Source organism: Serratia proteamaculans (assembly GCF_013337185.1).
In the GTDB taxonomy this organism is placed as follows: Bacteria; Pseudomonadota; Gammaproteobacteria; order Enterobacterales; family Enterobacteriaceae; genus Serratia; species Serratia proteamaculans_D.
The window spans coordinates 1,149,657-1,173,431 of the sequence record NZ_SWDE01000001.1; the positions used below are offsets into that span (position 1 = coordinate 1,149,657).

26 protein-coding genes are annotated in these 23,775 nt (G+C 54.2%); 17 read left to right on the top strand and 9 right to left on the bottom strand.

The window, feature by feature from the left end:
- Positions 1–81 precede the first annotated feature (81 nt).
- Positions 82–3,471: a ribonuclease E gene (gene rne, locus FCL49_RS05405; protein ID WP_174352723.1), complete on the top strand. Its 3,390-nt coding sequence runs from the start codon at positions 82–84 to the stop codon at positions 3,469–3,471.
- A gap of 61 nt (positions 3,472–3,532) precedes the next feature.
- Here rne and FCL49_RS05410 read toward each other — a convergent pair whose 3' ends face one another.
- On the bottom strand, positions 3,533–3,820 hold the full coding sequence (locus FCL49_RS05410; RefSeq protein ID WP_174352724.1) for a putative quinol monooxygenase: 288 nt from the start codon (positions 3,818–3,820) through the stop codon (positions 3,533–3,535).
- A gap of 224 nt (positions 3,821–4,044) precedes the next feature.
- Here FCL49_RS05410 and pyrC point away from each other — a divergent pair, with 224 nt between their 5' ends.
- The 7 genes from pyrC (at position 4,045) to FCL49_RS05445 (ending at position 8,628) form a co-directional block, all read left to right on the top strand.
- Positions 4,045–5,091 (top strand): dihydroorotase, encoded by a 1,047-nt coding sequence (pyrC, locus tag FCL49_RS05415; protein WP_174352725.1) that lies wholly within the window; start codon positions 4,045–4,047, stop codon positions 5,089–5,091.
- Positions 5,092–5,171: 80 nt separating this feature from the next.
- The gene (gene dinI / locus FCL49_RS05420; protein WP_153857159.1) at positions 5,172–5,411 is read left to right on the top strand and encodes a DNA damage-inducible protein I; all 240 of its coding nucleotides are present in this window, start codon (positions 5,172–5,174) and stop codon (positions 5,409–5,411) included.
- A 137-nt stretch (positions 5,412–5,548) separates the two neighbouring features.
- Entirely contained in the window at positions 5,549–5,827 is a 279-nt protein-coding gene (locus FCL49_RS05425) for a hypothetical protein (RefSeq protein ID WP_174352726.1), read from the top strand.
- A 198-nt stretch (positions 5,828–6,025) separates the two neighbouring features.
- A complete protein-coding gene (bssS, locus tag FCL49_RS05430; RefSeq protein ID WP_012006318.1) occupies positions 6,026–6,280 on the top strand; it encodes a biofilm formation regulator BssS in 255 nt (84 codons plus the stop codon).
- A gap of 142 nt (positions 6,281–6,422) precedes the next feature.
- Entirely contained in the window at positions 6,423–7,538 is a 1,116-nt protein-coding gene (gene solA, locus FCL49_RS05435) for an N-methyl-L-tryptophan oxidase (protein ID WP_174352727.1), read from the top strand.
- A gap of 226 nt (positions 7,539–7,764) precedes the next feature.
- Positions 7,765–8,391 (top strand): LuxR C-terminal-related transcriptional regulator, encoded by a 627-nt coding sequence (locus tag FCL49_RS05440; RefSeq protein ID WP_174352728.1) that lies wholly within the window; start codon positions 7,765–7,767, stop codon positions 8,389–8,391.
- A gap of 120 nt (positions 8,392–8,511) precedes the next feature.
- Positions 8,512–8,628, top strand: a complete 117-nt coding sequence (locus FCL49_RS05445; protein ID WP_135316076.1) for a DUF2770 family protein — start codon at positions 8,512–8,514, stop codon at positions 8,626–8,628.
- A 109-nt stretch (positions 8,629–8,737) separates the two neighbouring features.
- On the opposite strand, the gene FCL49_RS05450 is transcribed toward FCL49_RS05445, so the two are convergent.
- Positions 8,738–9,790 (bottom strand): AI-2E family transporter, encoded by a 1,053-nt coding sequence (locus FCL49_RS05450; protein ID WP_174352729.1) that lies wholly within the window; start codon positions 9,788–9,790, stop codon positions 8,738–8,740.
- Between the two features lie 424 nt (positions 9,791–10,214).
- Here FCL49_RS05450 and FCL49_RS05455 point away from each other — a divergent pair, with 424 nt between their 5' ends.
- Together FCL49_RS05455 and FCL49_RS05460 are read left to right on the top strand one after the other, a co-directional pair.
- A complete protein-coding gene (locus FCL49_RS05455) occupies positions 10,215–10,769 on the top strand; it encodes a cytochrome b (protein WP_012006313.1) in 555 nt (184 codons plus the stop codon).
- 23 nt (positions 10,770–10,792) lie between these two features.
- Positions 10,793–11,371 carry a YceI family protein gene (locus FCL49_RS05460; RefSeq protein ID WP_012006312.1) on the top strand — a complete coding sequence of 193 codons (579 nt, stop codon included), beginning with the start codon at positions 10,793–10,795 and terminating at the stop codon, positions 11,369–11,371.
- Between the two features lie 53 nt (positions 11,372–11,424).
- Here FCL49_RS05460 and trhO read toward each other — a convergent pair whose 3' ends face one another.
- The gene (gene trhO / locus FCL49_RS05465; protein WP_174352730.1) at positions 11,425–12,486 is read right to left on the bottom strand and encodes an oxygen-dependent tRNA uridine(34) hydroxylase TrhO; all 1,062 of its coding nucleotides are present in this window, start codon (positions 12,484–12,486) and stop codon (positions 11,425–11,427) included.
- A 176-nt stretch (positions 12,487–12,662) separates the two neighbouring features.
- Here trhO and FCL49_RS05470 point away from each other — a divergent pair, with 176 nt between their 5' ends.
- Positions 12,663–13,760 carry an NADH:flavin oxidoreductase/NADH oxidase gene (locus tag FCL49_RS05470; protein ID WP_174352731.1) on the top strand — a complete coding sequence of 366 codons (1,098 nt, stop codon included), beginning with the start codon at positions 12,663–12,665 and terminating at the stop codon, positions 13,758–13,760.
- 18 nt (positions 13,761–13,778) lie between these two features.
- Here FCL49_RS05470 and FCL49_RS05475 read toward each other — a convergent pair whose 3' ends face one another.
- Positions 13,779–13,940: a histidine kinase gene (locus FCL49_RS05475; RefSeq protein ID WP_174352732.1), complete on the bottom strand. Its 162-nt coding sequence runs from the start codon at positions 13,938–13,940 to the stop codon at positions 13,779–13,781.
- A gap of 276 nt (positions 13,941–14,216) precedes the next feature.
- Between FCL49_RS05475 and FCL49_RS05480 the strand changes: the two genes are divergently transcribed.
- The 4 genes from FCL49_RS05480 (at position 14,217) to FCL49_RS05495 (ending at position 18,990) form a co-directional block, all read left to right on the top strand.
- Entirely contained in the window at positions 14,217–15,137 is a 921-nt protein-coding gene (locus tag FCL49_RS05480) for a Kdo(2)-lipid IV(A) acyltransferase (RefSeq protein ID WP_174352733.1), read from the top strand.
- Between the two features lie 101 nt (positions 15,138–15,238).
- On the top strand, positions 15,239–15,523 hold the full coding sequence (locus FCL49_RS05485) for a YciI family protein (RefSeq protein ID WP_174352734.1): 285 nt from the start codon (positions 15,239–15,241) through the stop codon (positions 15,521–15,523).
- 200 nt (positions 15,524–15,723) lie between these two features.
- Positions 15,724–16,959, top strand: coding sequence for a multidrug efflux MFS transporter MdtG (gene mdtG / locus FCL49_RS05490; RefSeq protein ID WP_174352735.1), 1,236 nt, complete (start codon positions 15,724–15,726; stop codon positions 16,957–16,959).
- Positions 16,960–17,436: 477 nt separating this feature from the next.
- On the top strand, positions 17,437–18,990 hold the full coding sequence (locus FCL49_RS05495) for a peptide MFS transporter (RefSeq protein ID WP_174352736.1): 1,554 nt from the start codon (positions 17,437–17,439) through the stop codon (positions 18,988–18,990).
- Positions 18,991–19,039: 49 nt separating this feature from the next.
- Here FCL49_RS05495 and FCL49_RS05500 read toward each other — a convergent pair whose 3' ends face one another.
- From FCL49_RS05500 to FCL49_RS05515, 4 genes are read right to left on the bottom strand one after another with little or no spacing between them, the layout of a single operon-like run.
- Positions 19,040–19,438: a VOC family protein gene (locus FCL49_RS05500; protein WP_174352737.1), complete on the bottom strand. Its 399-nt coding sequence runs from the start codon at positions 19,436–19,438 to the stop codon at positions 19,040–19,042.
- Positions 19,425–19,856 (bottom strand): YeeE/YedE family protein, encoded by a 432-nt coding sequence (locus tag FCL49_RS05505; RefSeq protein ID WP_174352738.1) that lies wholly within the window; start codon positions 19,854–19,856, stop codon positions 19,425–19,427. Before FCL49_RS05505 ends, FCL49_RS05500 begins: the two co-directional genes overlap by 14 nt.
- A 4-nt stretch (positions 19,857–19,860) precedes the next feature.
- Positions 19,861–20,295 carry a YeeE/YedE family protein gene (locus FCL49_RS05510; RefSeq protein WP_174352739.1) on the bottom strand — a complete coding sequence of 145 codons (435 nt, stop codon included), beginning with the start codon at positions 20,293–20,295 and terminating at the stop codon, positions 19,861–19,863.
- Positions 20,292–20,603 carry an ArsR/SmtB family transcription factor gene (locus tag FCL49_RS05515; RefSeq protein ID WP_174352740.1) on the bottom strand — a complete coding sequence of 104 codons (312 nt, stop codon included), beginning with the start codon at positions 20,601–20,603 and terminating at the stop codon, positions 20,292–20,294. Before FCL49_RS05515 ends, FCL49_RS05510 begins: the two co-directional genes overlap by 4 nt.
- Positions 20,604–20,745: 142 nt before the next feature.
- On the opposite strand from FCL49_RS05515, the gene FCL49_RS05520 reads away from it, so the two are divergent.
- Positions 20,746–21,507, top strand: coding sequence for an AraC family transcriptional regulator (locus tag FCL49_RS05520; RefSeq protein WP_174352741.1), 762 nt, complete (start codon positions 20,746–20,748; stop codon positions 21,505–21,507).
- Here FCL49_RS05520 and leuA read toward each other — a convergent pair.
- On the bottom strand, positions 21,492–23,162 hold the full coding sequence (gene leuA / locus FCL49_RS05525) for a 2-isopropylmalate synthase (RefSeq protein WP_174352742.1): 1,671 nt from the start codon (positions 23,160–23,162) through the stop codon (positions 21,492–21,494). The two genes, FCL49_RS05520 and leuA, sit on opposite strands and share 16 nt — an antisense overlap.
- 207 nt (positions 23,163–23,369) lie before the next feature.
- On the opposite strand from leuA, the gene FCL49_RS05530 reads away from it, so the two are divergent.
- Positions 23,370–23,747 carry a MysB family protein gene (locus FCL49_RS05530; RefSeq protein ID WP_174352743.1) on the top strand — a complete coding sequence of 126 codons (378 nt, stop codon included), beginning with the start codon at positions 23,370–23,372 and terminating at the stop codon, positions 23,745–23,747.
- Positions 23,748–23,775 lie beyond the last annotated feature (28 nt).

Genomic DNA, 23,775 nt, shown 5'->3' on the forward strand with positions numbered 1-23,775 from the left:
GGGGTTTTCGGTTTTAATCCGGCCATGAGGTTATTTTGCCCGCAGCTTTGTCGATAATGTAAAAATAACGAGTAAGTTAAGATGAAAAGAATGTTGATTAACGCAACTCAGCAGGAAGAGTTGCGTGTTGCCTTGGTAGATGGACAGCGGCTGTATGATTTGGATATTGAAAGTCCGGGTCATGAACAGAAAAAAGCGAATATTTACAAAGGCAAAATCACTCGTATAGAACCAAGTCTTGAAGCAGCGTTCGTTGATTACGGCGCCGAACGACATGGTTTCCTCCCTCTTAAAGAAATCTCTCGCGAATATTTCCCAAGTAACTACTCTTCTCATGGTCGCCCAAACATCAAAGATGTGCTGCGCGAAGGCCAGGAAGTGATCGTTCAGGTTGATAAAGAAGAACGTGGTAACAAAGGCGCAGCCTTGACCACCTTCATCAGCCTGGCCGGCAGTTATCTGGTGCTGATGCCGAACAACCCACGTGCAGGTGGTATTTCACGCCGCATTGAGGGTGACGACCGCACCGAACTGAAAGAAGCACTTTCTTCCCTGCAACTGCCAGATGGCATGGGTCTGATTGTTCGCACCGCGGGCGTGGGCAAATCTGCCGATGCGCTGCAGTGGGATCTGTCATTCCGCCTGAAGCACTGGGAAGCGATTAAAAAAGCCGCTGAAGGCCGCGCTGCGCCATTCCTGATCCATCAGGAAAGCAACGTTATCGTGCGTGCATTCCGCGACTATCTGCGCCCGGACATCGGCGAAATCCTGATCGACAATCCAAAAGTTCTCGATCTGGCCAAAGAGCACATCGCTGCCCTGGGCCGTCCGGATTTCAGCAGTAAGATTAAACTGTACAGCGGCGAAATCCCTCTGTTCAGCCACTATCAAATCGAATCCCAAATTGAATCCGCTTTCCAGCGTGAAGTTCGCCTGCCTTCCGGCGGTTCGATCGTTATCGACTCCACCGAAGCGCTGACCGCGATTGACATCAACTCCGCGCGAGCAACCCGCGGCGGCGATATCGAAGAGACTGCGTTCAACACCAACCTGGAAGCGGCGGACGAGATCGCTCGCCAGCTGCGCCTGCGTGACCTTGGCGGCCTGATCGTTATCGACTTTATCGATATGACCCCGGTTCGCCATCAACGTGAAGTGGAAAACCGTCTGCGTGACGCCGTTCGTCAGGACCGCGCACGTATCCAAATCGGTCGCATTTCACGTTTCGGCCTGCTTGAGATGTCGCGTCAGCGCCTCAGCCCATCACTGGGTGAATCCAGCCATCACGTCTGCCCGCGCTGTAACGGCACTGGCACCATCCGTGATAACGAATCGCTGGCACTTTCCATTCTTCGTCTGATCGAAGAAGAAGCGCTGAAAGAAAATACCAAAGAAGTTCACGCCATCGTGCCAGTCCAGGTTGCCTCTTACCTGCTGAACGAAAAGCGTGAATCGGTGAGCGCGATCGAAAAACGTCAGGGTGGCGTGAAAGCGATCATCGTGCCGAACGATCAAATGCAAACCCCGCACTACTCGGTACTGCGCGTGCGTAAGGGCGAAGAAACACCAACCCTGAGCTACCTGTTGCCGAAACTGCACGAAGAAGAGATGGCCCAGCCGCTGGAAGATGCACCGATGGAGCGCAAGCGTCCGGAGCAACCGGCACTGGCTTCATTCTCTCTGGCTGCAGACGCCCCACCACCTGCAGAAGAACCTGTTGTGGCTCAAGCTACCGTCGCCGCTACTGCGACCAAACAAGCCGCGCCAGCCGCTGCCAAGCCGGGCCTGTTGGGCCGTCTGTTCGGTGGTCTGAAAGCGCTGTTTGCCGGTGAAGAACAACCGGTTGTCGAAGCCAAGCCTGTAGTTGAGGCGCCGAAGTCTGAAGGCAACGGTGAAAACCGCCGTCAGGATCGTCGTGGTCAACGTCGTCAGGGCACCGGTCGTAAAGATCGTGGTGAGCGCGGAGAACGTGGTGAGCGTGGCGATCGCGGAGAACGTGGCGAGCGTAAAGAGCGCGGTGAAGGTCGTGATAATCGTGAGCCGCGTGAAAATCGCGAACCTCGCGACAACCGTGAAGGCCGTGAAACACGTGAAGTGCGTGATGAACAGCGTCGTAACCGCCGCAATGCGCCACAAGCCACTGCTGCCGTAACCGAAGAGCCGCTGTCTGAAGAAGCCGCCAAGGCACAGCGCGAAGAGCAGCAACAGCGCCGTGACCAACGTGCCGATCGCCAGCGTCGTCGTCAGGAAGAGAAACGTCAGGCTCAGCAGGAAGTGGCCGCGCTGGAAAGCGTAGAAACCGCAACCCCTGCCAACGCCAGCGTTGACGAAGATCTCGAAGAACGTCAGATGCAGAACATGCAGCGCCGTCAGCGTCGTCCTCTGTCGCAGAAAGTTCGCGTGCTGTCTGCGGAAGAAGAACTGCATCGTGCAGCGGAAGAATTGCTGGCGCCAAAAGCACCGGTAGAGAAAGCCCAGGACGTGAAGCCTGTCCAGGTTGAAGACAGTGTTAAACTGCTGCCGGAAACCCTTGAGGCACCGGCCGAAGATGATGCACAGGACAACCGCGCTAATGGCGAAAATGGCATGCCACGCCGTTCACGTCGTTCTCCGCGCCACCTGCGTGTTAGCGGTCAACGTCGTCGTCGTTACCGTGACGAGCGTTACCCTACCCAGTCGCCAATGCCGCTGGCAGGGGCTTTCGCCTCTCCAGAAATGGCTTCCGGCAAGGTATGGGTGAGTTACCCTGTCACACAAGCCGTGCAAGTGATTGAAGAAGCAGAGGTTCAGACTGAAGCTGTTGAGATCGCCGCCGACAACGTCATGGCACCAGAAGCCGTCAGCGTAGCCGCTCCGGTTATTGCCCAAGCCGTTGTTGCGCCAGTGAGTGAGCCAGAAGTTGTGACTCCGGCAGAAGAACCAGCCCAACCGGTTGTTGAAGCCGCTGAGCCGGTCATCGCTGCCCAGGCAGAGGAAACCCCAGCGGCACCGATGGCTGAAGCGCCTGCAGTGGTAGAAGAAACCGCGGTGGTTGAAGCGGCACCGGTGGTAGAAGAAGCCCCAGTGGTTGAACCTGCCCCAGTGGTTGAACCTGCCCCAGTGGTTGAAGAAACGCCAGTCGTTCCGGCAGCAACCGTTGCGGAAGAAACTGTCACTGAACCCGCTCCGGTGTTCGTTGAGCCCGTCGTTGAAGCCGCACCAGTGCAGGAAGTTGCTTCCCCGGTAGTGGTCGAAGAAAAAGCGCCGGTTGTGCAACAGCAGCCAGCGCCGGTGCAAGATGTGCTGTATAAACACATCGCCACTGCGCCAATGACCAAGGCTCCTGCGCCGGACTATGTACCGGAACAACAGCAGCAAAGCGATTGGCAGCGCCCTTCCTTCAACTTCGAAGGCAAAGGTTCTGCGGGGGGTCATGCGGCAGCTAACCAGGCCACCGCACCGGCAACCAAACCGCAGCCGGTTAACGATTAAGTTAATCTGCTCCGATAAAAAAACCCGCCACCTGGCGGGTTTTTTATTGCCTAAAATCGGCTCAGGCTATTTTCTTTAACTGTTTGATATCCAGCGAGTCCAGCTTGCCCTCTAACTGGCTGACGAAATGCTTGAAATGCTCGGTGGCATTGTGTTTTTCCAGTGCCTCAGGGCTTGCCCAACGCTCAAAGAATACGAAGGTGCCCGGCTTTTCCAGATCGCGATGCAGATCATATTGCAGGTTACCCAGCTCCTGGCGGCTTGGATCGATAATCGCATGCACCACATCGCTGACGGCGGACACAAACTCGGGTTTAGCCTGTAAGGTGGCAATAACACGTACTTCCATTTTTCTCTCCCATTCCACATGATTAACATTGATAACCTGATAGTTATGACGCAGGTATCATTCAAATCCCTGTCACTATGCCCCCGATAGCCAATTGATTTCAACTTGCCGTGAACAAACAGATGCATCGCGAGCGCTTTACGCTTATCCTTACACCCCGGCGTGAATAACCCCCATTATTCGCTTTTACGTAGACCCGTTTCTAACCGCCGGAGCCTTGCAACATGACCGCACAACCTCAAGCCCTAAAAATTCGCCGCCCTGACGACTGGCACATCCATCTGCGCGATGACGACATGCTGAAAACGGTATTACCCTATACCAGTCAGGTCTTTGGCCGGGCGATTGTGATGCCGAATCTGGCTCCGCCAATTACTACCGTCACCGCGGCTTGCGCTTATCGTGACCGTATTCTGGCAGCGGTTCCTCAGGGGCATGATTTCACCCCGCTGATGACCTGTTACCTGACCAATTCACTGGATGCAGCCGAGCTGGTCAACGGGTTTGAGCAAGGCGTGTTCACCGCCGCCAAGCTGTACCCGGCCAATGCCACTACCAATTCCAGCCACGGCGTCAGCGATGTGAAAGGCATTTACCCGCTGTTCGAGCAAATGCAGAAAATCGGCATGCCACTGTTGATTCACGGTGAAATGACCGATGCCGCCGTTGATATTTTCGATCGCGAGGCTCGCTTTATTGAGCAGGTTATGGAGCCGATTCGCCAACAGTTCCCTGAACTGAAAATCGTCTTCGAGCACATCACCACCAAAGAAGCGGCTCAATACGTGCAGGAAGGCAATCGTTTCCTTGGCGCTACCATCACCCCGCAGCACCTGATGTTTAACCGCAACCACATGCTGGTTGGCGGCATCCGTCCGCACCTGTTCTGCCTGCCAATCCTGAAACGCAATATTCACCAGGACGCACTGCGCAAAGCCGTTGCCAGCGGTTCGGATCGCTTCTTCCTCGGCACCGACTCCGCACCCCATGCCAAACATCGCAAGGAATCAAGCTGCGGCTGTGCCGGCGTATTCAACGCCCCCAACGCGATCCCGGCTTACGCCAGCGTGTTCGAGCAACTCGGTGCGCTGGAGCATCTGGAAGCCTTCTGCTCGTTGAACGGCCCGCGTTTTTATGGCCTGCCGGTCAATACCGATTTCATCGAGCTGCAACGCGTAGCGACGACTCAGCCGGAAGAGATCGCCATGGGCAGCGAAACGGTCATTCCATTCCTGGCCGGAGAGAGTCTGAGCTGGTCGGTAAAAGCATAATTATCTTTTTTTAATCCAGCCTCTTGCCCCCGCGCATGGTTAACTGTATAAATATCCAGTAAATCGCTTCGGGGGCAATTATGCGTGTTGAAGTCACTATAGATAAAACCAAACCGCTACCGTCAGGGGCCATCGAAGCCCTGACCGGTGAGTTGAGCAAGCGGGTAAACCGCCTGTTTCCAGACACTGTGGTTCAGGTCCGTTATGCCGGGTCCAATGGGCTTTCTGTACTGGGCGGCCTGAAAACAGATAAAGATCTGATCGCGGACATTCTCCAGGAAACCTGGGAAAGTGCCGACGATTGGTTTAGCGCAGAATAATACTGCAATGTAGTTTTTGCCGGGGGTCGCTCTCCGGCTTTTTTGTATTTGAAACCCGGCACAACGCGGTTTAATTTTCTGCTGGAAGAAAAGCCTTATCTGGTCTGTACTGAATGCTTTAACAGGAGGTATTCAAGATGGCCCCGGACAAGATAAAAACCGAAGAAGCGATGACTTTTGGCGAACTGCTGGCGCTGATTGCCGACCAAAAACGACGTTTGAGCGTGCTGGAAGTGGCATTTTCCTATCTGGCTTTTGGTCTGGATGACAAGGCCAATCAATTGTTAATTCACAGTTTGAAGCTGGAATCGCAAAATCAAAATCGTGATGCCGAAACCCAGCAGCACTTTGCCCATCTGGCCCTTGAGCTGGAAAAGCGATTGCACAGTGTTCCACTCCCCCCTGATGTTGAATGAATGTAATGTCTCAGTTCTCATGATTTTGCGTGCCGACATGTCGAATAATCACTCAAATAAATAATTATTTTGCAAAAGAAAGCAGGAAACTCTCCACCACGGTAGCCAGATGCGTATACTGTAATTGCTCACATGATGATGAGCCGCATTGATCCTCGTTAGTCACTCACGGTAGTCACTACTCAATAAGGGGTCTTTATGGACAGAAATGATGAAGTAATTCAGACACACCCGCTTGTTGGTTGGGATATCAGTACTGTCGATGCTTATGACGCCATGATGATACGCCTTCATTACCTGTCTTCACGAGATCAGACACCCGAAGATGCCCAAGTAGACAGAACGCTTTGGCTAACCACAGATGTCGCACGTCAATTAATCAATATCTTAGAAGCCGGCATCGCCAAGATTGAAGCAACGGATTACCAGGACCTTGATCGTAAAAAGCACTAATTCACTGTACCAAAATGCCTAAGGCGCCAGCGATTATCTCTGGCGCCTTTTTCTTTGTCTGCGAGCGGCACAACGGGTGCATTGCGGCTTCCAACCTTTTATCATAACGAAATAGCAACGTATAACAGAGAGGGTATGGCACGTGGAATATGACTTAATTGTTGTGGGCAGCGGTTCGGTAGGCGCGGCGGCAGGTTACTATGCGACACGAGCCGGCCTGAAAGTATTAATGATCGACAGCGCCATGCCCCCACACCGTAACGGCAGCCACCACGGCGATACCCGCATCATCCGCCATGCTTACGGTGAAGGCGAAAAGTATGTGCCGCTGATCCTGCGCTCCCAGGCCTTATGGAACGCCCTGATTAAACAAACCGGCGAAGAACTGTTCCAGGACTGTGGCGTTCTGAATATGGGGCCGCAGGACTCTGAATTTATCAACAACGCCCAATACAGCGCGCAAAAATTCCGCCTCAATACGCAAAACCTTAGCGCAGAACAGATTAACCAGCGCTGGCCGGAATTCAACGCACCGGAAGGCTACGTGGGGGTGTTTGAACCTGACGCCGGGTTCCTGCGCTCGGAACAGGCCGTTGCCAGCTTCATCAAGCTGGCTAAAGATGCCGGCTGTGGCCAGTTGTTTAATTGCCCGGTTAGCGCCGTCCAGCCGATTGACGGCGGTGTGGAAGTGATCACGCCAGAAGGCCGCTTTCAGGGGCGTAAAGCCGTGGTCACCGCCGGGACCTGGGTTAAAGCCCTGCTGCCACAGTTGCCGATCGCGCCACTGCGCAAGGTTTTTTCCTGGCACCAGGCGGATGGCCGTTACAGCGTCAACAACCGTTTCCCGGCATTTACCGTCGAAGCACAGGACGGCAACCATTATTACGGCTTTCCTGCCGATAATGACGGCCTGAAAGTGGGTAAACACGATGGTGGCCAACCCATAGAGACACCGGAGCAGCGCAAGCCTTTTGGCAGCTTCACCAGCGATGGAACCGAAGTTTTCCATTTCCTGCGCCAATTCTTACCGGGTGTAGGGGTATGTTTACACGGCGAAGCATGCAGTTATGATATGAGTCCCGATGAAGATTTCATTATCGATACCCTGCCTGAGTGCGATCGCTTAATGGTCATCAGCGGCCTGAGCGGCCATGGTTTCAAGTTTGCCAGTGTGTTAGGTGAAATCGCCGCACTGTTTGCTGAAGATAAAACCCCTCCTGTGGACATAACTCCTTTCTCACTGAAACGCTTTGATTAACCCCGTCTTGCTGACTAAATCGCAGCCGCCAACTCGCGCGGGCTGCGGTTTAGCCTTTTAGTTACATAACGAAACCATCATAGTGTTCTGAAATCTATAGTAAAAAATATTTCAACGGAAATTTCTGGCGTAAGTATCCGGATTTCCGAATTGATCCCCTGTGGTGTAAGTTCTATTTTACAGCTGATATGCCCCTGCTAATTCTTCGAACCACAAGGACGTCACCATGAAACTGCTTGTCGTGGACGAATGCTGCTTCACTCGGGTCGGGATCGATAACTATTTTACGGACAATGTTTTCGCCCAGGTAAAATGTTGCCACAGCCTGGAACAGGCGACTCCCCTGCTGGAGCACTACCGACCCAGTCATATCCTGGTCAACCTGACCAAACATTGCCGTCATAGTGAAGATGATGCCCAGTTACAGGCTTTTATTGAAGCCACCCCGTCAGCATTGCTGTTTATTTACCTGGACACCCCATATCCCTATAGCGAAGCGCCAATGCGTATCGCCGACCATGCTTTCCTGTTCAATAAAGCCACGCTGCCGGTGACATTACGCATGATGCGGGAAAAACCGGTATCACTAATGGATTGCAGCGTTGAACATTCGCTGTTCAGCCCGCAGGAACTGACGGTAATGAAGCACTGGATGGCGGAAATGCCCAATTACCGCATAGCGAAAAAGCTGCAAATCAGCTCACACACCGTCTATGTTCACAAGCGTCATATCACAGAGAAAATCAACGCCCGCAACCGGCTGGAATTTTATTCGCTGTATAACGTGCTGCGGTACTTCTACCCGCCAAGCGTTCCTGCCAGCCCGATGTCACTGTCCCTACTGGCGGTATGATCAAAGTAGGCTGATTTTAGCGGTGAAATTGGCCTATCCACACGCTTTGCTCTATCGGCAGTATTAACGCCGTCCACAAAAATCTATACTCTGCCAGTCCCTATCTTTTGGCTGCTGAGAATGCTAAACAAAATACTGTCGGCGATCGTCAACAACGTACGCGAACATCTGGTGCTGTATCTCTGCCTGTGGCTGGTGTTGTTAGCGCTGGACGTCTATTTCTTCTTTATGCCTTAACTCATGCAACCCACATTTCCCCGCTGGTGCTTTAACCGTTTTGGCTTTCCGGAACAGGTCCCTGGCGATGGACGCCTTGGTGTCGTGACAAGTCAGGGAAAAGTTTACTTTACTCCGGAGTCGTCGGTTTGCTCGGCTGACCATCACCGAGGATCACCGCCAGTTTATGTCCCCCTTCGGTGGTCTCCAGCGCGATGCGGGTAATAATGGTCAGGGGAACCGACAGCAACATCCCCACCGGCCCCATCAGCCAACCCCAGAAGATCAATGACAGGAACACCACCAGCGTCGATAGCCCCAGCCCGCGCCCCATCACTCGCGGCTCCAGCATATTGCCAATCACCAAATTGATGGTGATAAAGCCTGCGGCCACGACCACAGCATCGCCAAATCCATTAAACAACAGCGCCTGAATCAGCGGCGGAACGGCGGCGATCACCGAGCCAATATTGGGAATATAATTCAGCAGGAACGCCAGCAGCCCCCAGATAAAGGCAAAGCGCACGTCAACAACCGCAAGGAAGGCCCATACGATAATCCCGGTCGCCAAACTGATCGCCGTTTTGATCAGCAGATAACGGGTGACGCCGTCCAGTGCGCGTTGAATGTTGGCAATACCTTCACTTGGCTTATCCAACGCCTGCTGCAATTTGTAAGGCAATAGCTGCACTTCAAACAACATAAATACCACGGTCATCAGCAACAGAAAGATATTGGTCATCGCGCCGGAAAACCGACTCAACAGGCGAGTGATCAGGTTCATCGCCGCGCTGGGATCGACATACTGCAACATAGCCTCGGTGGAAATGGTAATTTTGAAGCGGTCGGCGTAGTGCTGCAATTCGCTCAATTTTTCCAGCATCAAACCGCGATACTGCGGTAATGAACGAGCAAATTCGTTTAAAGATGCCCCCAACACTCCGACAAACAGCATCAGCAATACCACCACGACCACCACCAGCAGGCTTACGCCCAACACTCGGGGTATCCGCCAGCGTTCGAGCTGCACCACCAACGGATTCAGCACCATCGCGAGGAACAACGCCAGTAAAAACGGCACCACAACATCCACCGCAGCTTTAACGCCAGCAAGAATAATCACCAACATTGCCAGCATAATTGCCAGGCGCAGACTGCGATCGGTCAACAAGGTTCGGCCCATACATTTCCTTTGCGTTAATAGCGCAGGCCCAAGGGGCCATCAGATGAGTGTTATGTTAGCAAACTCTCCCCTCAGGCCGCAGAGGTATTACTCCGCGAATTAAAATCCTCGTTTTGCCAAATCCTGGCTGGAAATAATCGACAATCTTGACTAGGGTTTATTAGTTAAAAAAACTCACGGCACTTACGTAACATGACATAAGCTGACAATAATATATAAATCTCTTTATTTTCAATTCACAACATAAAAATAATATGTCTGCACAGTAATCACTCCAACGATTTCACTGATTAACTTAACGCAATCTCGACCAAATTCACTGATTAATATTATTAAGAAGTAACATAGTTAAATTTATTATTGATTTTATGTTTCTTAAAGTTTAATTATTGCAGCCGGATAATGAGGAAAGTAAGGAAACAGGATGCTGTGGAAAAATACCGCTAACCGTTTTGGTCATATTTCAGTGCTGATCCACTGGCTGGTTGCACTGACGGTGTACGGCATGTTTGCTCTGGGCCTGTGGATGGTCACACTGGGATACTACGATGTCTGGTATCACCAGGCACCGGAGATTCATAAAAGCATTGGGACACTGCTGTTTATCGTTATGGTGGTCCGGGTCATTTGGCGTTTCGTTTCACCGCCGCCCAAACCTTTGGCCAGCTACGGTCGTTTTACTCGCGTCAGCGCGATCCTCGCCCATCTGGCGTTATATGTCGTGCTATTCAGCATTCTAATCAGCGGTTATCTGATCTCTACCGCTGACGGTCAACCGATCAGCGTTTTTGGCTGGTTCGACATTCCCGCTACCGTCACCGGTATGGCGGAACAGGCCGATACGGCCGGTACCATTCATCTTTACCTGGCCTGGGTCGTGGTAGTGCTTTCCGTACTGCACGGTCTGGCTGCGCTTAAACATCACTTTGTTGATCGTGATGTTACTTTGAAACGGATGCTGGGTAGCAGCGCCGATTAACCTTTGGATTTATGGAGATTGCTATGTTGAAGAAAACCGTACTGGGCCTGACCGCAGGCGCAATGCTGCTGAGCGCCGGTTCCGCGCTGGCTGCCGACTACAAGATTGACAAGCAGGGGCAGCACGCCTTTATCGAGTTCCGCATCCAGCACCTGGGTTACAGCTGGCTGTACGGCACCTTCAAGGATTTTGACGGCGGCTTCACCTTCGACGAAAAAGATCCGTCCAAGGACAAGGTTAACGTCACGATCAACACCGCCAGTGTCGACACCAACCACGCTGAGCGTGACAAACACCTGCGCAGCGCCGAGTTCCTGAACGTAGAAAAGAACAAGCAGGCCAAGTTTGAATCTACCGAAGTGAAAAAGAACGGCGAAGGTTATGCGGTGGTCGGTAACCTGACGCTGAACGGCGTGACCAAACCTGTCACGCTGGACGCCAAGCTGATCGGCCAGGGTAATGACCCGTGGGGTGGCTACCGCGCCGGCTTTGAAGCCAATGGTAAAATCAAGTTGAAAGACTTTGGCATCACCACCGATCTCGGCCCGGCATCGCAGGACGTGGAGCTGATTATTTCTGTGGAAGGCGTTCGCGCGAAGTAATTCCCGCGAAGAAATAAATAAAGCGCGGCAAGGCTGCCGCGCTTATCAACGACTCAGTTTGACGAATCTTCCGGTGCCGGGATGTGCATCGTGGTCTGCAATAACCCTTTCGACTTATTGAAAATCTTGATGCCATTTTCACGGCCGGCTCGGCGCGCGCGTTGTTCTTCACGCGGCAGTTTCAGCTCTTCGCGGCAGATCTCACTGCAGCAACCTTCAAATTTGGCCGCACAGCTCGGGCACTGAATAAACAGCAGATGACAGCCGTCATTCAGGCAGTTGGTGTGAGTATCACAAGGCGCACCGCACTGATGACAATTGGCGATCACATCGTCAGAAATTCGCTCACCCATACGCTCGTCAAACACAAAGTTTTTGCCGACAAACTTCAGCGGCAACCCCTGCTCTTTTGCCTTACGCGCATACTCGATAATGCCGCCTTCCACGTGATAGACGTTCTTGAAGCCGTTATGCAACATATAAGCACTGGCTTTTTCACAGCGGATCCCGCCGGTGCAGTACATGACAATATTTTTGTCTTTATTGTCCTGCAGCATCTCAACCGCCATGGGCAGTTGATCGCGGAAGGTGTCTGACGGCACTTCGATAGCGTTTTCAAAGTGGCCGACTTCATATTCGTAATGGTTACGCATATCGACAAACAGCGTGTCCGGATCGTCAATCATCTGATTAACGCGATCGGCTTGCAGATACTCACCGACATTCGCCGGGTTGAAACTCTCATCATCGAGGCCGTCGGCAACGATGCGTTCACGCACTTTCAGGCGCAGCACCCAGAAGGATTTTCCATCGTCTTCCAGGGCAATATTCAAACGAACCTGGTCCAGCGCCGGATGCGAGGCAAAGAGTGCGGCTTTGAACGCCTCGAATTTATTCTGCGGCACGCTGATTTGCGCGTTGATGCCCTCTTTCGCCACATAAATGCGGCCGAACACCTTCAGCTTGTCGAACTGAACGTACAGGCTGTCGCGAAACGCTTTGGGATCTTCGATGGTGAAGTATTTATAAAAAGAAACTGTGGTGCGCGGCTCGGTTTCCGCCAACATGCGCGCCTTCAGTTCCTCATTAGAAATTCGGTTATGTAACACTGGCATGGTGTACTTTCCTGTCTTTCGTGAGGTGACTGATTTGAACACGCGCCGGCCACCGGCCCACGCGCGGCGCACATAATACCCGATGATGTGAAGCGCTGGCAACTTGACGCTGCTCACAAATCCCGATACTCCTAGTGGGAGCTTATCCCCTATTTGCCACGGATCTGGAGGACGTCATGAGTCAGCTATTTACCCCGATAACGCTGGGAAAACTGAGTTTACCCAACCGTATTATTATCGCACCTATGTGCCAATATTCCGCCGACCACGGCAAAGCCACCGAATGGCATACCCTGCACCTTGGGCATTTGTCCTTGTCCGGTGCCGGTCTATTGATTGTCGAAGCCGCCTCGGTCGCCCCCGAAGGCCGTATTACGCCCAGCGATCTCGGTCTGTGGGACGAAACAACCGAACAGGCGCTGGGCGAGGTAGTGCAGGCGGTCAAAAAACACGCCACCATGCCACTGGGTATCCAGCTTGCGCATGCCGGGCGCAAAGCCTCCTGCGCGGTGCCCTGGGCGGGCGGTGGTCAACTTAATGCCGCCAACGGGGGCTGGCAGACGCTATCAGCCTCCACCGTTCCTTTCGCACAGCAGGATGAGCCTCCTGCGGCAATGAGTCTGGCACAGATTGAACAACTGAAAGCGCAGTTTGTTGACGCGGCAAAACGCGCCGACCGGCTGGGTTTTGAATTAATTGAGCTGCATGGCGCACACGGCTACCTGTTGCATCAGTTCCTTTCACCACTGGCCAATCAGCGTAACGACCAATACGGCGGCTCATTGCAAAACCGCATGCGCCTGCTGCTGGAGATTTTCACCGAAGTCCGTGCCGTATTTCCGGCGCACAAAGCGCTCGGCGTACGTATTTCCGCCAGTGACTGGGTCGAAGGTGGCTGGGATGAACAGCAGTCTGTTACGCTGGCAAAAGCACTGAAAGAGCTGGGTTGTGACTATATTCACGTTTCCAGCGGCGGCCTTTCCCCTTTGCAGAAGATCCCGGTGGGGCCTAATTATCAGGTCCCCTTTGCCGAAACCATCAAGCGGGAAAGCGGGCTGCCGACTATTGCGGTCGGGTTGATTACCGAGCCGGAACAGGCGGAAGCCATTGTCGCCACCGGCCAGGCCGATATGGTGGCGCTGGCACGCGGTATCCTTTACAACCCACGCTGGCCATGGCACGCCGCGGCGAAACTGGGTGAGAAAGTCAGCGCACCACCGCAATATTGGCGCTCTGAACCGCACGTATTGAAAGGCTTGTTTAAAAACGGCTAAAGCTACCGGGGCGGATGCTCAGCGCCCGCCCCGGCATTCGGTAAAACCGGAAATCACCGTTCCCGCGGCCAGGGCGATACCCGCCACCAGCAGCAACGGATTAAACTGCAGATGCGCCCCCAGACTGCCCAGCAGTGCTCCGCTGACCAACAATCCCGCACTCAACCATCTAGCCAACATAAGATCTCCCTAACAAATTGCGCGAGATAATACGCGTCTGTCGAGTACGGATTTTATCCTTTAGAGCCATTTGGCTTAATTTCCCACCAACTTATATCCGTTCATCATTAAAAATGATGTTTTAATGCGGTGCCTTTTCACGTTCTGCGATAAAAATGCCACAATAGCCGGTTATAAACGGCAGAAAATAAACGTCTGGTCAAAATTCCTCCGCAGGAGAGACCATTCGAGAACTCTGTTATTATCATTAAATGACTGCTTCTAAGCTGAGAACACATGACTCAAGTTCCTTCTTTTAATCGTTCTTTACTGCATCCGCGTTACTGGCTTACCTGGATCGGCATCGGTTTGCTTTACCTGTTGGTCTTGCTGCCTTATCCGATTATTTATCGCCTCGGCACCTCGCTGGGTCGTTTTTCCATGCGATTTCTCAAGCGCCGCGTGGCAATAGCCCAACGTAATCTGGTGCTGTGCTTCCCGGACATGCCGCAAGCCGAACGCGATGCGTTGGTGGTGCAAAATTTTGAATCCGTCGGTATGGGGCTGTTTGAAACCGGTATGGCATGGTTTTGGCCAAACTGGCGTATCGAACGCTGGTTCCAGGTCAGCGGGCTGGAACATATTCAGAAGGCACGAGACAACCATCAGGGGGTTTTGCTGATCGGTCTGCATTTCCTGACGCTGGAACTGGGTGCCCGTATCTTTGGCATTCATAATCCGGGCATCGGCGTTTATCGGCCGCATGACAACAAGCTGATGGACTGGCTGCAGACCTGGGGCCGCATGCGTTCCAACAAATCGATGCTGGATCGTAAGGACGTAAAAGGCATGATCCGCGCGCTAAAGCAGGGGGACATCATCTGGTACGCCCCGGATCATGACTATGGCCCACGCAGCAGCGTGTTCGCCCCACTGTTCGCCGTAGAGAAAGCCGCCACCACCACCGGCAGCTACATATTGGTCAGAATGGGCAAGCCGGCCATTATTCCCTTTACCCCGCGCCGTCTGCCGGATGCCAAAGGGTATGAGCTGATTATGCAGCCGGCGGTGGAAAACTTCCCGCTGGATAATGAGCTCGCGGCCGCCGCCTTTATGAATAAGGTGGTGGAGAAGGAAATTCTGATGGCGCCGGATCAGTACATGTGGCTGCACCGCCGCTTCAAGACCCGCCCGGAAGGCGAACCTTCACTGTATTGACCCACTAACCCGCCGCACGGCGGGTTTTTTATTCCGCAGATCTTGAGAATCGGTAGTAACGGTGGGATGGTAAGGCCTTCGTCGTTAATTCTGGAGCTGCCATGTATATCGTTAACCTGACCTACCACCGCCCGATAGAAGAAGTCGATAGCCACCTTGAGGGGCACATCGCCTGGCTGAAAAAATATTTCCAGGACGGTACCTTCATTGCCTCCGGCCGTAAGAACCCGCGCACCGGTGGTGTTGTCCTGGTAAAAGGTATCGAGCGTGCACAGCTGGATGTCATTGTGGGGCAAGATCCTTTCAACGCCGTAGCCCACTATGAAATTACCGATGTCGCCCTCTCCACCACCGCCAGTGGTTTTGAACTGCTTGCCGGGCTTTAAATTCGCCTTTTTTCCGCGCGTACAGCGCGGAATACTTCCAATATTCTATTTTTAAAACTTTATTTCATTTCCGATATATCTCCCCCCACATCAATTGATGCCACCTATAATTAAGCGCATACTTACCAAGCTAACTTTTTTGCTTTGCCCGACCGACTGCTCATGCGAGCAAAGCCCTCTACCTTACGCAACAGGAACTTATGGCTCCGGCACCCGAATTCATCAACTGGAAACGCAACCTCTTCGTCGCCTGGCTGGGGTGTTTTCTCACCGGTGCCGCCTTCAGTCTGATCATGCCTTTCCTGCCGCTGTATGTAGAAACCCTCGGCGTAACCGGCCACCAGGCGCTGAATATGTGGTCTGGTCTGGTATTCAGCATTACCTTCCTGTTCTCTGCGATTGCCTCTCCGTTCTGGGGCGGGCTGGCCGATCGCCGCGGGCGTAAATTGATGCTGTTGCGATCGGCTTTGGGCATGTCGATAGTGATGCTGTTGATGGGGATGGCGCAGAATATTTGGCAGTTTTTGGCTCTACGCGCAGTACTGGGTCTGCTCGGCGGTTTTATCCCCAACGCCAATGCACTGATTGCCACACAGGTGCCGCGCAATCGTAGCGGTTGGGCACTGGGTACCCTGTCCACCGGCGGTGTCAGTGGTGCATTGATTGGGCCGCTGATTGGCGGCCTGCTAGCGGACCAGTATGGCCTGCGGCCAGTGTTCTACATTACCGCCGCTGTGCTGCTGGCCTGCTTTGTTCTGACGCTGCTGTATGTCAAAGAACAGTTCATCCCGGTGCAGAAAAAGGACATGCTGCACGCCCGTCAGGTTTTCGCGGCGCTAAAAAGCCCCAAGCTGATCCTCAGCCTGTTTGTTACCACCATGATTATTCAAATTGCCACCGGATCCATTGCGCCGATCCTGACGCTGTACGTCCGTGATTTGGCCGGTAACATTCATAATCTGGCCTTTGTCAGCGGTCTGATCGCTTCAGTGCCGGGCGTTGCCGCGCTAATGAGTGCGCCACGGCTGGGCAAACTGGGCGACAGGATCGGCCCGGAGCGTATTCTGGTATTTATGCTGATCGTATCGGTGCTGTTGCTGATCCCGATGGCTTTCGTGCAAACCCCGTGGCAACTCGGCGTACTGCGCTTCTTGCTTGGCGCGGCGGACGGCGCACTGCTGCCGGCGGTACAAACCTTGCTGATCTACAACTGCACCAATCAGGTCGCCGGGCGGATCTTCAGCTATAACCAATCGTTCCGCGATATCGGCAACGTCAGTGGCCCATTAATGGGGGCCGCCGTCTCCGCCAGTTATGGCTTCCGTGCGGTATTCTGCGTCACCGCTCTGGTGGTGCTGTTCAACGCCGTTTATTCCTGGTGGTGTTTGCAACGTCGCCCGAAACGAATGAGAGAAGACACCCTGCAGGAAGAGTAATAGCCGTCTTTATCACCACTTCCTTCACTTAAATGGGTCGGCGGCCCGTTTACCCTACTTTTAGTATTGATACCTTTCACCGCCGCCTTACCAGCCCTCATCAGAAAAATCTTAGTTCAATTGATTGTTTTTAAAAAAGTTATTAACTTTTAGCGCAATAAACCACCTGTCAATAACATTCCTTTCTCAACCAACATAAAAACCAGGAAAGGAGATGTTTGTCGACTTTTCATCTAAAAAATGGGATACAGGGACTAGACAAAACCACCATCCAGTTATCAAATGGTTAAATAATATCACGCCCAATGTAAACCATTGGCCAAGTGAAAAAAGGCCGACGCGTTTTCCACGGTTAACGGGCGCTGCGGCTGCGGTTTTGTCGGGTAATCTGCCACTGGCTGGATCACCTTCCTTAAATACACATACATACCACAGTATAAGCTGCATAAATGCGGCGCATTTTATTGGGAAGACGTTATGCAATCCTCTGTTAATAACCAAGAAAGCCGGACCTTCTTCGGCCACCCTTATCCGCTGGGATCCCTGTTCTTTACCGAAATGTGGGAGCGGTTCTCGTTTTACGGCATTCGCCCATTACTGATCCTGTTTATGGCCGCAACGGTCTACGACGGCGGCATGGGCCTGGCACGTGAGAATGCCTCGGCAATTGTCGGTATTTTTGCCGGCAGCATGTATCTGGCGGCCCTGCCGGGCGGCTGGTTGGCCGATAACTGGCTGGGCCAGCAGAAAGCGGTCTGGTACGGCTCGATTCTGATCGCCCTCGGCCACCTGTCGATCGCGCTGTCCGCCTTTATGGGCAACAACCTGTTCTTTATCGGCCTGATGTTTATCGTGCTGGGTTCCGGCCTGTTCAAAACCTGTATTTCGGTGATGGTCGGTACACTGTACAAGAAAGGCGACAACCGCCGTGACGGTGGCTTCTCGCTGTTCTATATGGGCATCAACATGGGTTCGTTTATCGCCCCGCTGATCTCCGGCTGGTTGATTCGTTCCCACGGCTGGCACTGGGGCTTCGGCATCGGTGGTATCGGCATGTTGGTGGCATTGGTGATCTTCCGGGTGTTTGCCGTACCGGCGATGAAACGCTATGACAGCGAAGTGGGTCTGGATTCCACCTGGAACAGCCCGGTCGCCAAGAAAAACGGTGTCGGTGCCTGGCTGATTGCGCTGGCGGTCGGCGTGGCGGTGGTTATCACCCTGATTGCCCAGGGCATCATTGTGATTAACCCGGTCGCCGTGGCCAGCATGCTGGTTTACGTGATCGCGGCCTCGGTAACCCTGTACTTCATTTACCTGTTTGTGTTTGCCGGCCTGAGTCGTAAAGAGCGCGCCCGCCTGTTGGTCTGCTTTATCCTGCTGGTGTCCGCGGCCTTCTTCTGGTCAGCCTTCGAACAGAAACCAACCTCGTTCAACCTGTTCGCCAACGACTATACCAACCGTATGATGGGCGACTTCGAGATCCCGGCGGTGTGGTTCCAGTCCATCAACGCCCTGTTCATCATCCTGCTGGCACCGGTATTTAGCTGGGCATGGCCGGCACTGGCGCGCAACAAAATCCGCCTGAGCAGCATCACCAAGTTTGTTATCGGTATTTTGTTTGCCGCTGCGGGCTTTGGCCTGATGATGCTGGCCGCACAGAACGTGCTGAGCAACGGTGGCGCAGGCGTCTCTCCGTTTTGGCTGGTGGGCAGCATTCTGATGCTGACGCTGGGCGAACTGTGCCTCAGCCCGATTGGGCTGGCAACCATGACCCTGCTGGCACCGGAAAGAATGCGTGGCCAGATGATGGGCCTGTGGTTCTGCGCCAGCGCACTGGGTAACCTGGCGGCCGGTCTGATTGGTGGCCATGTGAAGGCCGACCAGTTGGACATGCTGCCTGACCTGTTCGCACGCTGCTCGATTGCGCTGCTGATCTGTGCTGCGGTACTGATCCTGCTGATCGTCCCGATCCGCCGGATGATGGAAAACACTCAGGGTAAAAGCGCGCAGAAACCGGCTACCAACGCCTGATAACCGTTTCGCTTAACCCTTCAGCCAGCGCCCGGTGCGCTGGCTTTTTTTATGCTTCCCACGCCCGCTGTTGCAGCACCACCCGGTAACCGTCCAGATCTTCGAACGTCTGTCCACTGGTATCCCAATAAGGGTTGTAGGCAGCAACGTGTCGAAAACCGGCGGCCAGCATGCGCTGACATCCCATCAGCCAATCCTTTTCATCCGGCAAGTAAAATACCAGCAAATTGTCTTGCGTCGGTGCCTGTCCCACTTTCACGCCACGATGGTGGGTAAATTCCAGGTGATAACCGTGCTGCGGGTGCCCGACCATCACGCCGTCAAACCCCTGATGATCGTCAAACTCGCCCAAGCGTTCAAATCCCAACCCCTGGCAGTACATAGCCGCAATTTCTTGCAGGCGATCGGTTGGGCGCGCAATGCGCAGCACCGCATTAGCTATTGGCATTATTTCTCCGCATCATGATGATTTCATACAGCGCCATGCCCACCAGCATGGCCGCCACGAACTGCCAGCCGGCCGAAGACCCGGCCCCGGCCAGTACCCAGGCCGGCCCGGGGCAAATACCCGCCATGCCCCAACCAATACCAAACAGCGCGCTGCCTGCCAGCAAACGGCCATCGAGGCGGCGGTTGGCTGGGATCTGCATCTCTTCCCCCAGCAAGGTACGCTGTCGCCTGCGTGCCCAGTAAAACGCCGGGGCGGCTACCGCAATGGCGCCCACCATCACCAGAGCCAATGAGGGATCCCAGTAGCCGGTAATATCGAGAAACGCCAAAACCTTGGCCGGATTGGCCATCCCTGCAACGATCAGACCGAGGCCAAAAATGGCGCCACTCAGCAAAGCAAACAGGTATCTGAACATGCGGTTAACCTCCCACCCAGTGACGGACTGCCCATACCGTGGCAAAACCCAACAGCATAAATACCGCCGTGGCCGCCAGCGAACGCGGTGCCAGTCTTGCCGTACCGCAAACCCCATGGCCGCTGGTGCAACCGCCCCCCAACCGGGTCCCCACCCCCACCAACAATCCGGCCAGTATCAGCCACTGGCTGCTGCCGCTCACCGCCATGGTCGGTAAGGGTGCGGCAATACCATACAGCCAGGGCGAAGCCAATAACCCAACAAGAAATGCGACTCGCCAGGCTTTCTCTTTACCCTGGGGTGTCAACAGACCGCCGATAATGCCGCTAATACCGGCGATACGGCCGTTAAACACCAGCAGCAGTACCACCGCAACGCCAATAATGCCGCCGCCGGCCAGGGCTGATAACGGCGTAAAATGCAGCCAGTCAATGGTCATGGTGTCTCTCCCGGTTGTGGGCAATAGAGTTGGTACAAGGTGTTAAGTATCGCCAATGCCTTTTCGTCGCTGACCGCGTAGTAAATTTGCTTGCCATCACGCCGTGTAGATACCAGCCCTTCCTGGCGTAATACGCCCAGTTGCTGTGAAAGCGTCGGCTGACGAATTTCCAACGCTTGCGCCAATTCCCCCACCGACATTTCGCCCTGGCTGAGCTGACACAGCAGCAGTAAGCGATCCTCATTGCCCAGCGTCCGCAGTAATGCTCCGGCCTGCGCCGCTGCCTGTCGCATGCTGTCGATATCCATCGCGCCCCTCAAACAGTTTACTAAATAATATATTGTATATTTATAAACTATATTTCCCCACCGCACCATAGGCTGGTACGAAAGGTTTCAGCATGGCATGCTGCCGTTATGACTTTTCCGCAAACAGGGGATGCCCCGAACAATGCTGCTTTTCCATGACGCTGTGCCCGCCAACCGGTCGATTGTGCCGATTGCCAAAGATTATCAGCACGGCGACTTCGAGCCACCTCATTACCATGACTGCGCACAACTGATTCATAGCCTTAGCGGCGTGGTGCAGGTCAATACCCGTCAGGGAAGTTGGGTGGTCCCCCCCGGACGCGGCGTCTGGCTACCGGCCAGGGTTGAACACAGCCTGCGCATCACCGGCAAGGTGGCGGCAAGAGCGCTGTTGGTCGATCCGCTGGCGCGTGCCGATCTGCCGGCCTGCTGTGAAGTGGTACAGGTCTCCCCGTTACTGCGTGAGTTGATTATCTGCGCGATGGATATCACGGCTGATTACCCCACAGGGGGACGTGAAGAGCGAATAATGGAGTTGATCCTGGATGAGCTGCGCGTGCTGCCTATTTTGCCGCTGAATTTACCTGAGCCGCGTACTGAGGCCCTGCTGACACTGTGTCGGCATATTCAGCAATCGCTGGCCCATTCCTGGGAATTAGAGCAGGCAGCCGGTTATATCAGCGTTAGCGGCCGCACGCTGTCACGGCGCTTTCAGCGTGAGACCGGGCTGCGCTTTGGTGACTGGGTGCGCCGCGCCCGTTTGCTGGCGGCATTGAACGCCCTGGCCGCCGGGCATTCGGTGCTGGAAGTGGCGCTGGACCTGGGTTACGACAGCCCCAGTGCTTTCAGCGCCATGTTCCGTCGCCTGCTGGGCGTTGCACCCAGTGCTTACTTCGCCAAATAACGCGCGGCAACGTTGAACAGGGCCTGCAACGAGGCGCTGGCAGAATCGACGTCGATACCCACGCCGTAAGCTGCCTCGCCATGCGCCTGCGTACAGCGAATATAGGCCACGGCGCGACTTTGGCTCTGATGCCCCAGCGTATGCTCGTGGTAGTCCTCTATCGCCAAGTTCAGACCAAAGCGCTGGCGCAGTGCATCTACCGCGCTGGATAACAGCCCGTTCCCTACCCCCAACAGCCGCTGCTGTTGCCCATCGAACAACACACGAGCGCTAAAGCTATAGGCTTCGACGCTGTGACTCTCGGTCTGGTAGCTCAGCAATTGCAGGCGCGGCTGCTCAACCAGCCCATAACTGAGGCGAAACAGCCGCCACAGCTCTGCCGTGGTCATCTCTTTGCCGCTGCCGTCGGTGGCCTGTTGCACCACCTTACTGAAATCAATCTGCAGCCCACGTGGTAACGACAAGCCATGGTTCTGTTCCAGCAGCCAGGCCGCTCCGCTTTTTCCTGACTGGCTGTTAACCCGGATCACCGCTTCATAACTGCAACCGACGTCCGCCGGATCGAGCGGCAGATAAGGCACCTGCCACAAACCGTCCTGTCGCTGCTGCTGGGCGGCGAAGCCCTTTTTGATTGCATCCTGATGCGAGCCGGAAAAAGCGGTGAAAACCAGTTCACCGGCATAAGGATGACGCGGGTGTACCGGCAGTTGGTTGCACTGCTCGACCATCTCAACCACCTGCTTCAACTGGCTGAAGTCCAGCCCCGGCGCTATACCCTGGGTGTACAGATTGAGTGCCAGCGTCACCAGATCGACATTGCCGGTGCGCTCACCGTTGCCGAACAGACAACCTTCCACCCGATCGGCACCGGCCAGCATCGCCAGTTCGGCGCAGGCGACCCCGGTACCGCGATCGTTATGCGGATGCACGCTGATGGTCACCCGATTTCGCTGACTGAAGCGCCGACAAAACCATTCAATCTGATCGGCATAAACGTTCGGCGTACTGACCTCCACCGTCGCCGGCAGGTTGATGATCATCGGTCGCCCTGGGCCTGGCTGCCAGACATCCGCCACCGCTTCGCAAATTTCCAGGGCGAACTCCAGCTCGGTAAAGCAGAAGGTTTCCGGCGAATACTCGAAAGTCCAGGCGGTTTCCGGCTGCTGCTCGCACTGCTGACGAATGCGCAGCGCGCCATTGACCGCCAGCGCCACCGTCGCCGCCTTGTCCTGTTTGAAGACAATGTCACGGAACATCGGTGCGGTGGCGTTATACAAATGCACAATAGCCCTTGGGGCACCTTGCAGAGCCTCAAAGGTGCGATCAATCAGATCGTCACGTGACTGGGTCAATACCTGAATGCTGACGTCATCCGGGATCAACTGTTCATCGATCAACGAGCGGACAAAATCAAAGTCGGTTTGTGACGCCGAAGGAAAGGCCACCTCAATCTCTTTGAACCCGCACTGCAACAGCAGTTGATAGAACTGCCGTTTGCGGGCGTTATCCATCGGCTCCGCCAGCGCCTGATTGCCATCACGCAGATCGCTGGAGCACCAGCGCGGTGCCTGCTGCAAAGTGCGACCTGGCCACTGACGCTCCGGCAATGCCACCGGTGGGAACGGACGATATTTGATTGAAGGGTTGGTTAACATGGCACTCTCCTGGGCTGTCATAAGCGATGCCTTATTATTTCCCACCGGGAGATAGCTTGCTCGCGGCTGGCAGACAACCATCGTCGCGAAACGGACAACAAAAAAATTTGCATCTTGCGCCAGTGCAGTAACAATTAATTTTGGCCTTAGTCATGACACTTTGGCCTTGCCAAAATTCTTTCGTTACCCTCACTACTGGAGACGACTATGAGCCTGTATGCAACCCTGGAAGAAGCTATTGAAGCGGCGCGCGAGGAGTTTATTGAATCCGCTGAGAGCGGTAGCGACGATCAGCCGCCGACGGTGCAACAATTCAATCTGCAAAAATACGTGATGCTGGATGGTGATATCATGTGGCAGGCCGAGTTTTTTGAGCAAGAAGGCGAGTCGGTCGAATGCCTGACACTACGCAGCGGTGCGGCGGCCCAGGCTATTTTTGACGGTGATTATGACGAAATCGAAATTAGCGCCGAATGGATAGAAGAAAACACGCTGCACGAGTGGGAAGAAGGTGATTTCCAACTCGATCCGCCGTTGGATACCGAAGAGGGCCAGACCGCCGCCGACGAGTGGGATGAACGTTGAATGATAGCGGGCGGGAGCGAGTAAAATC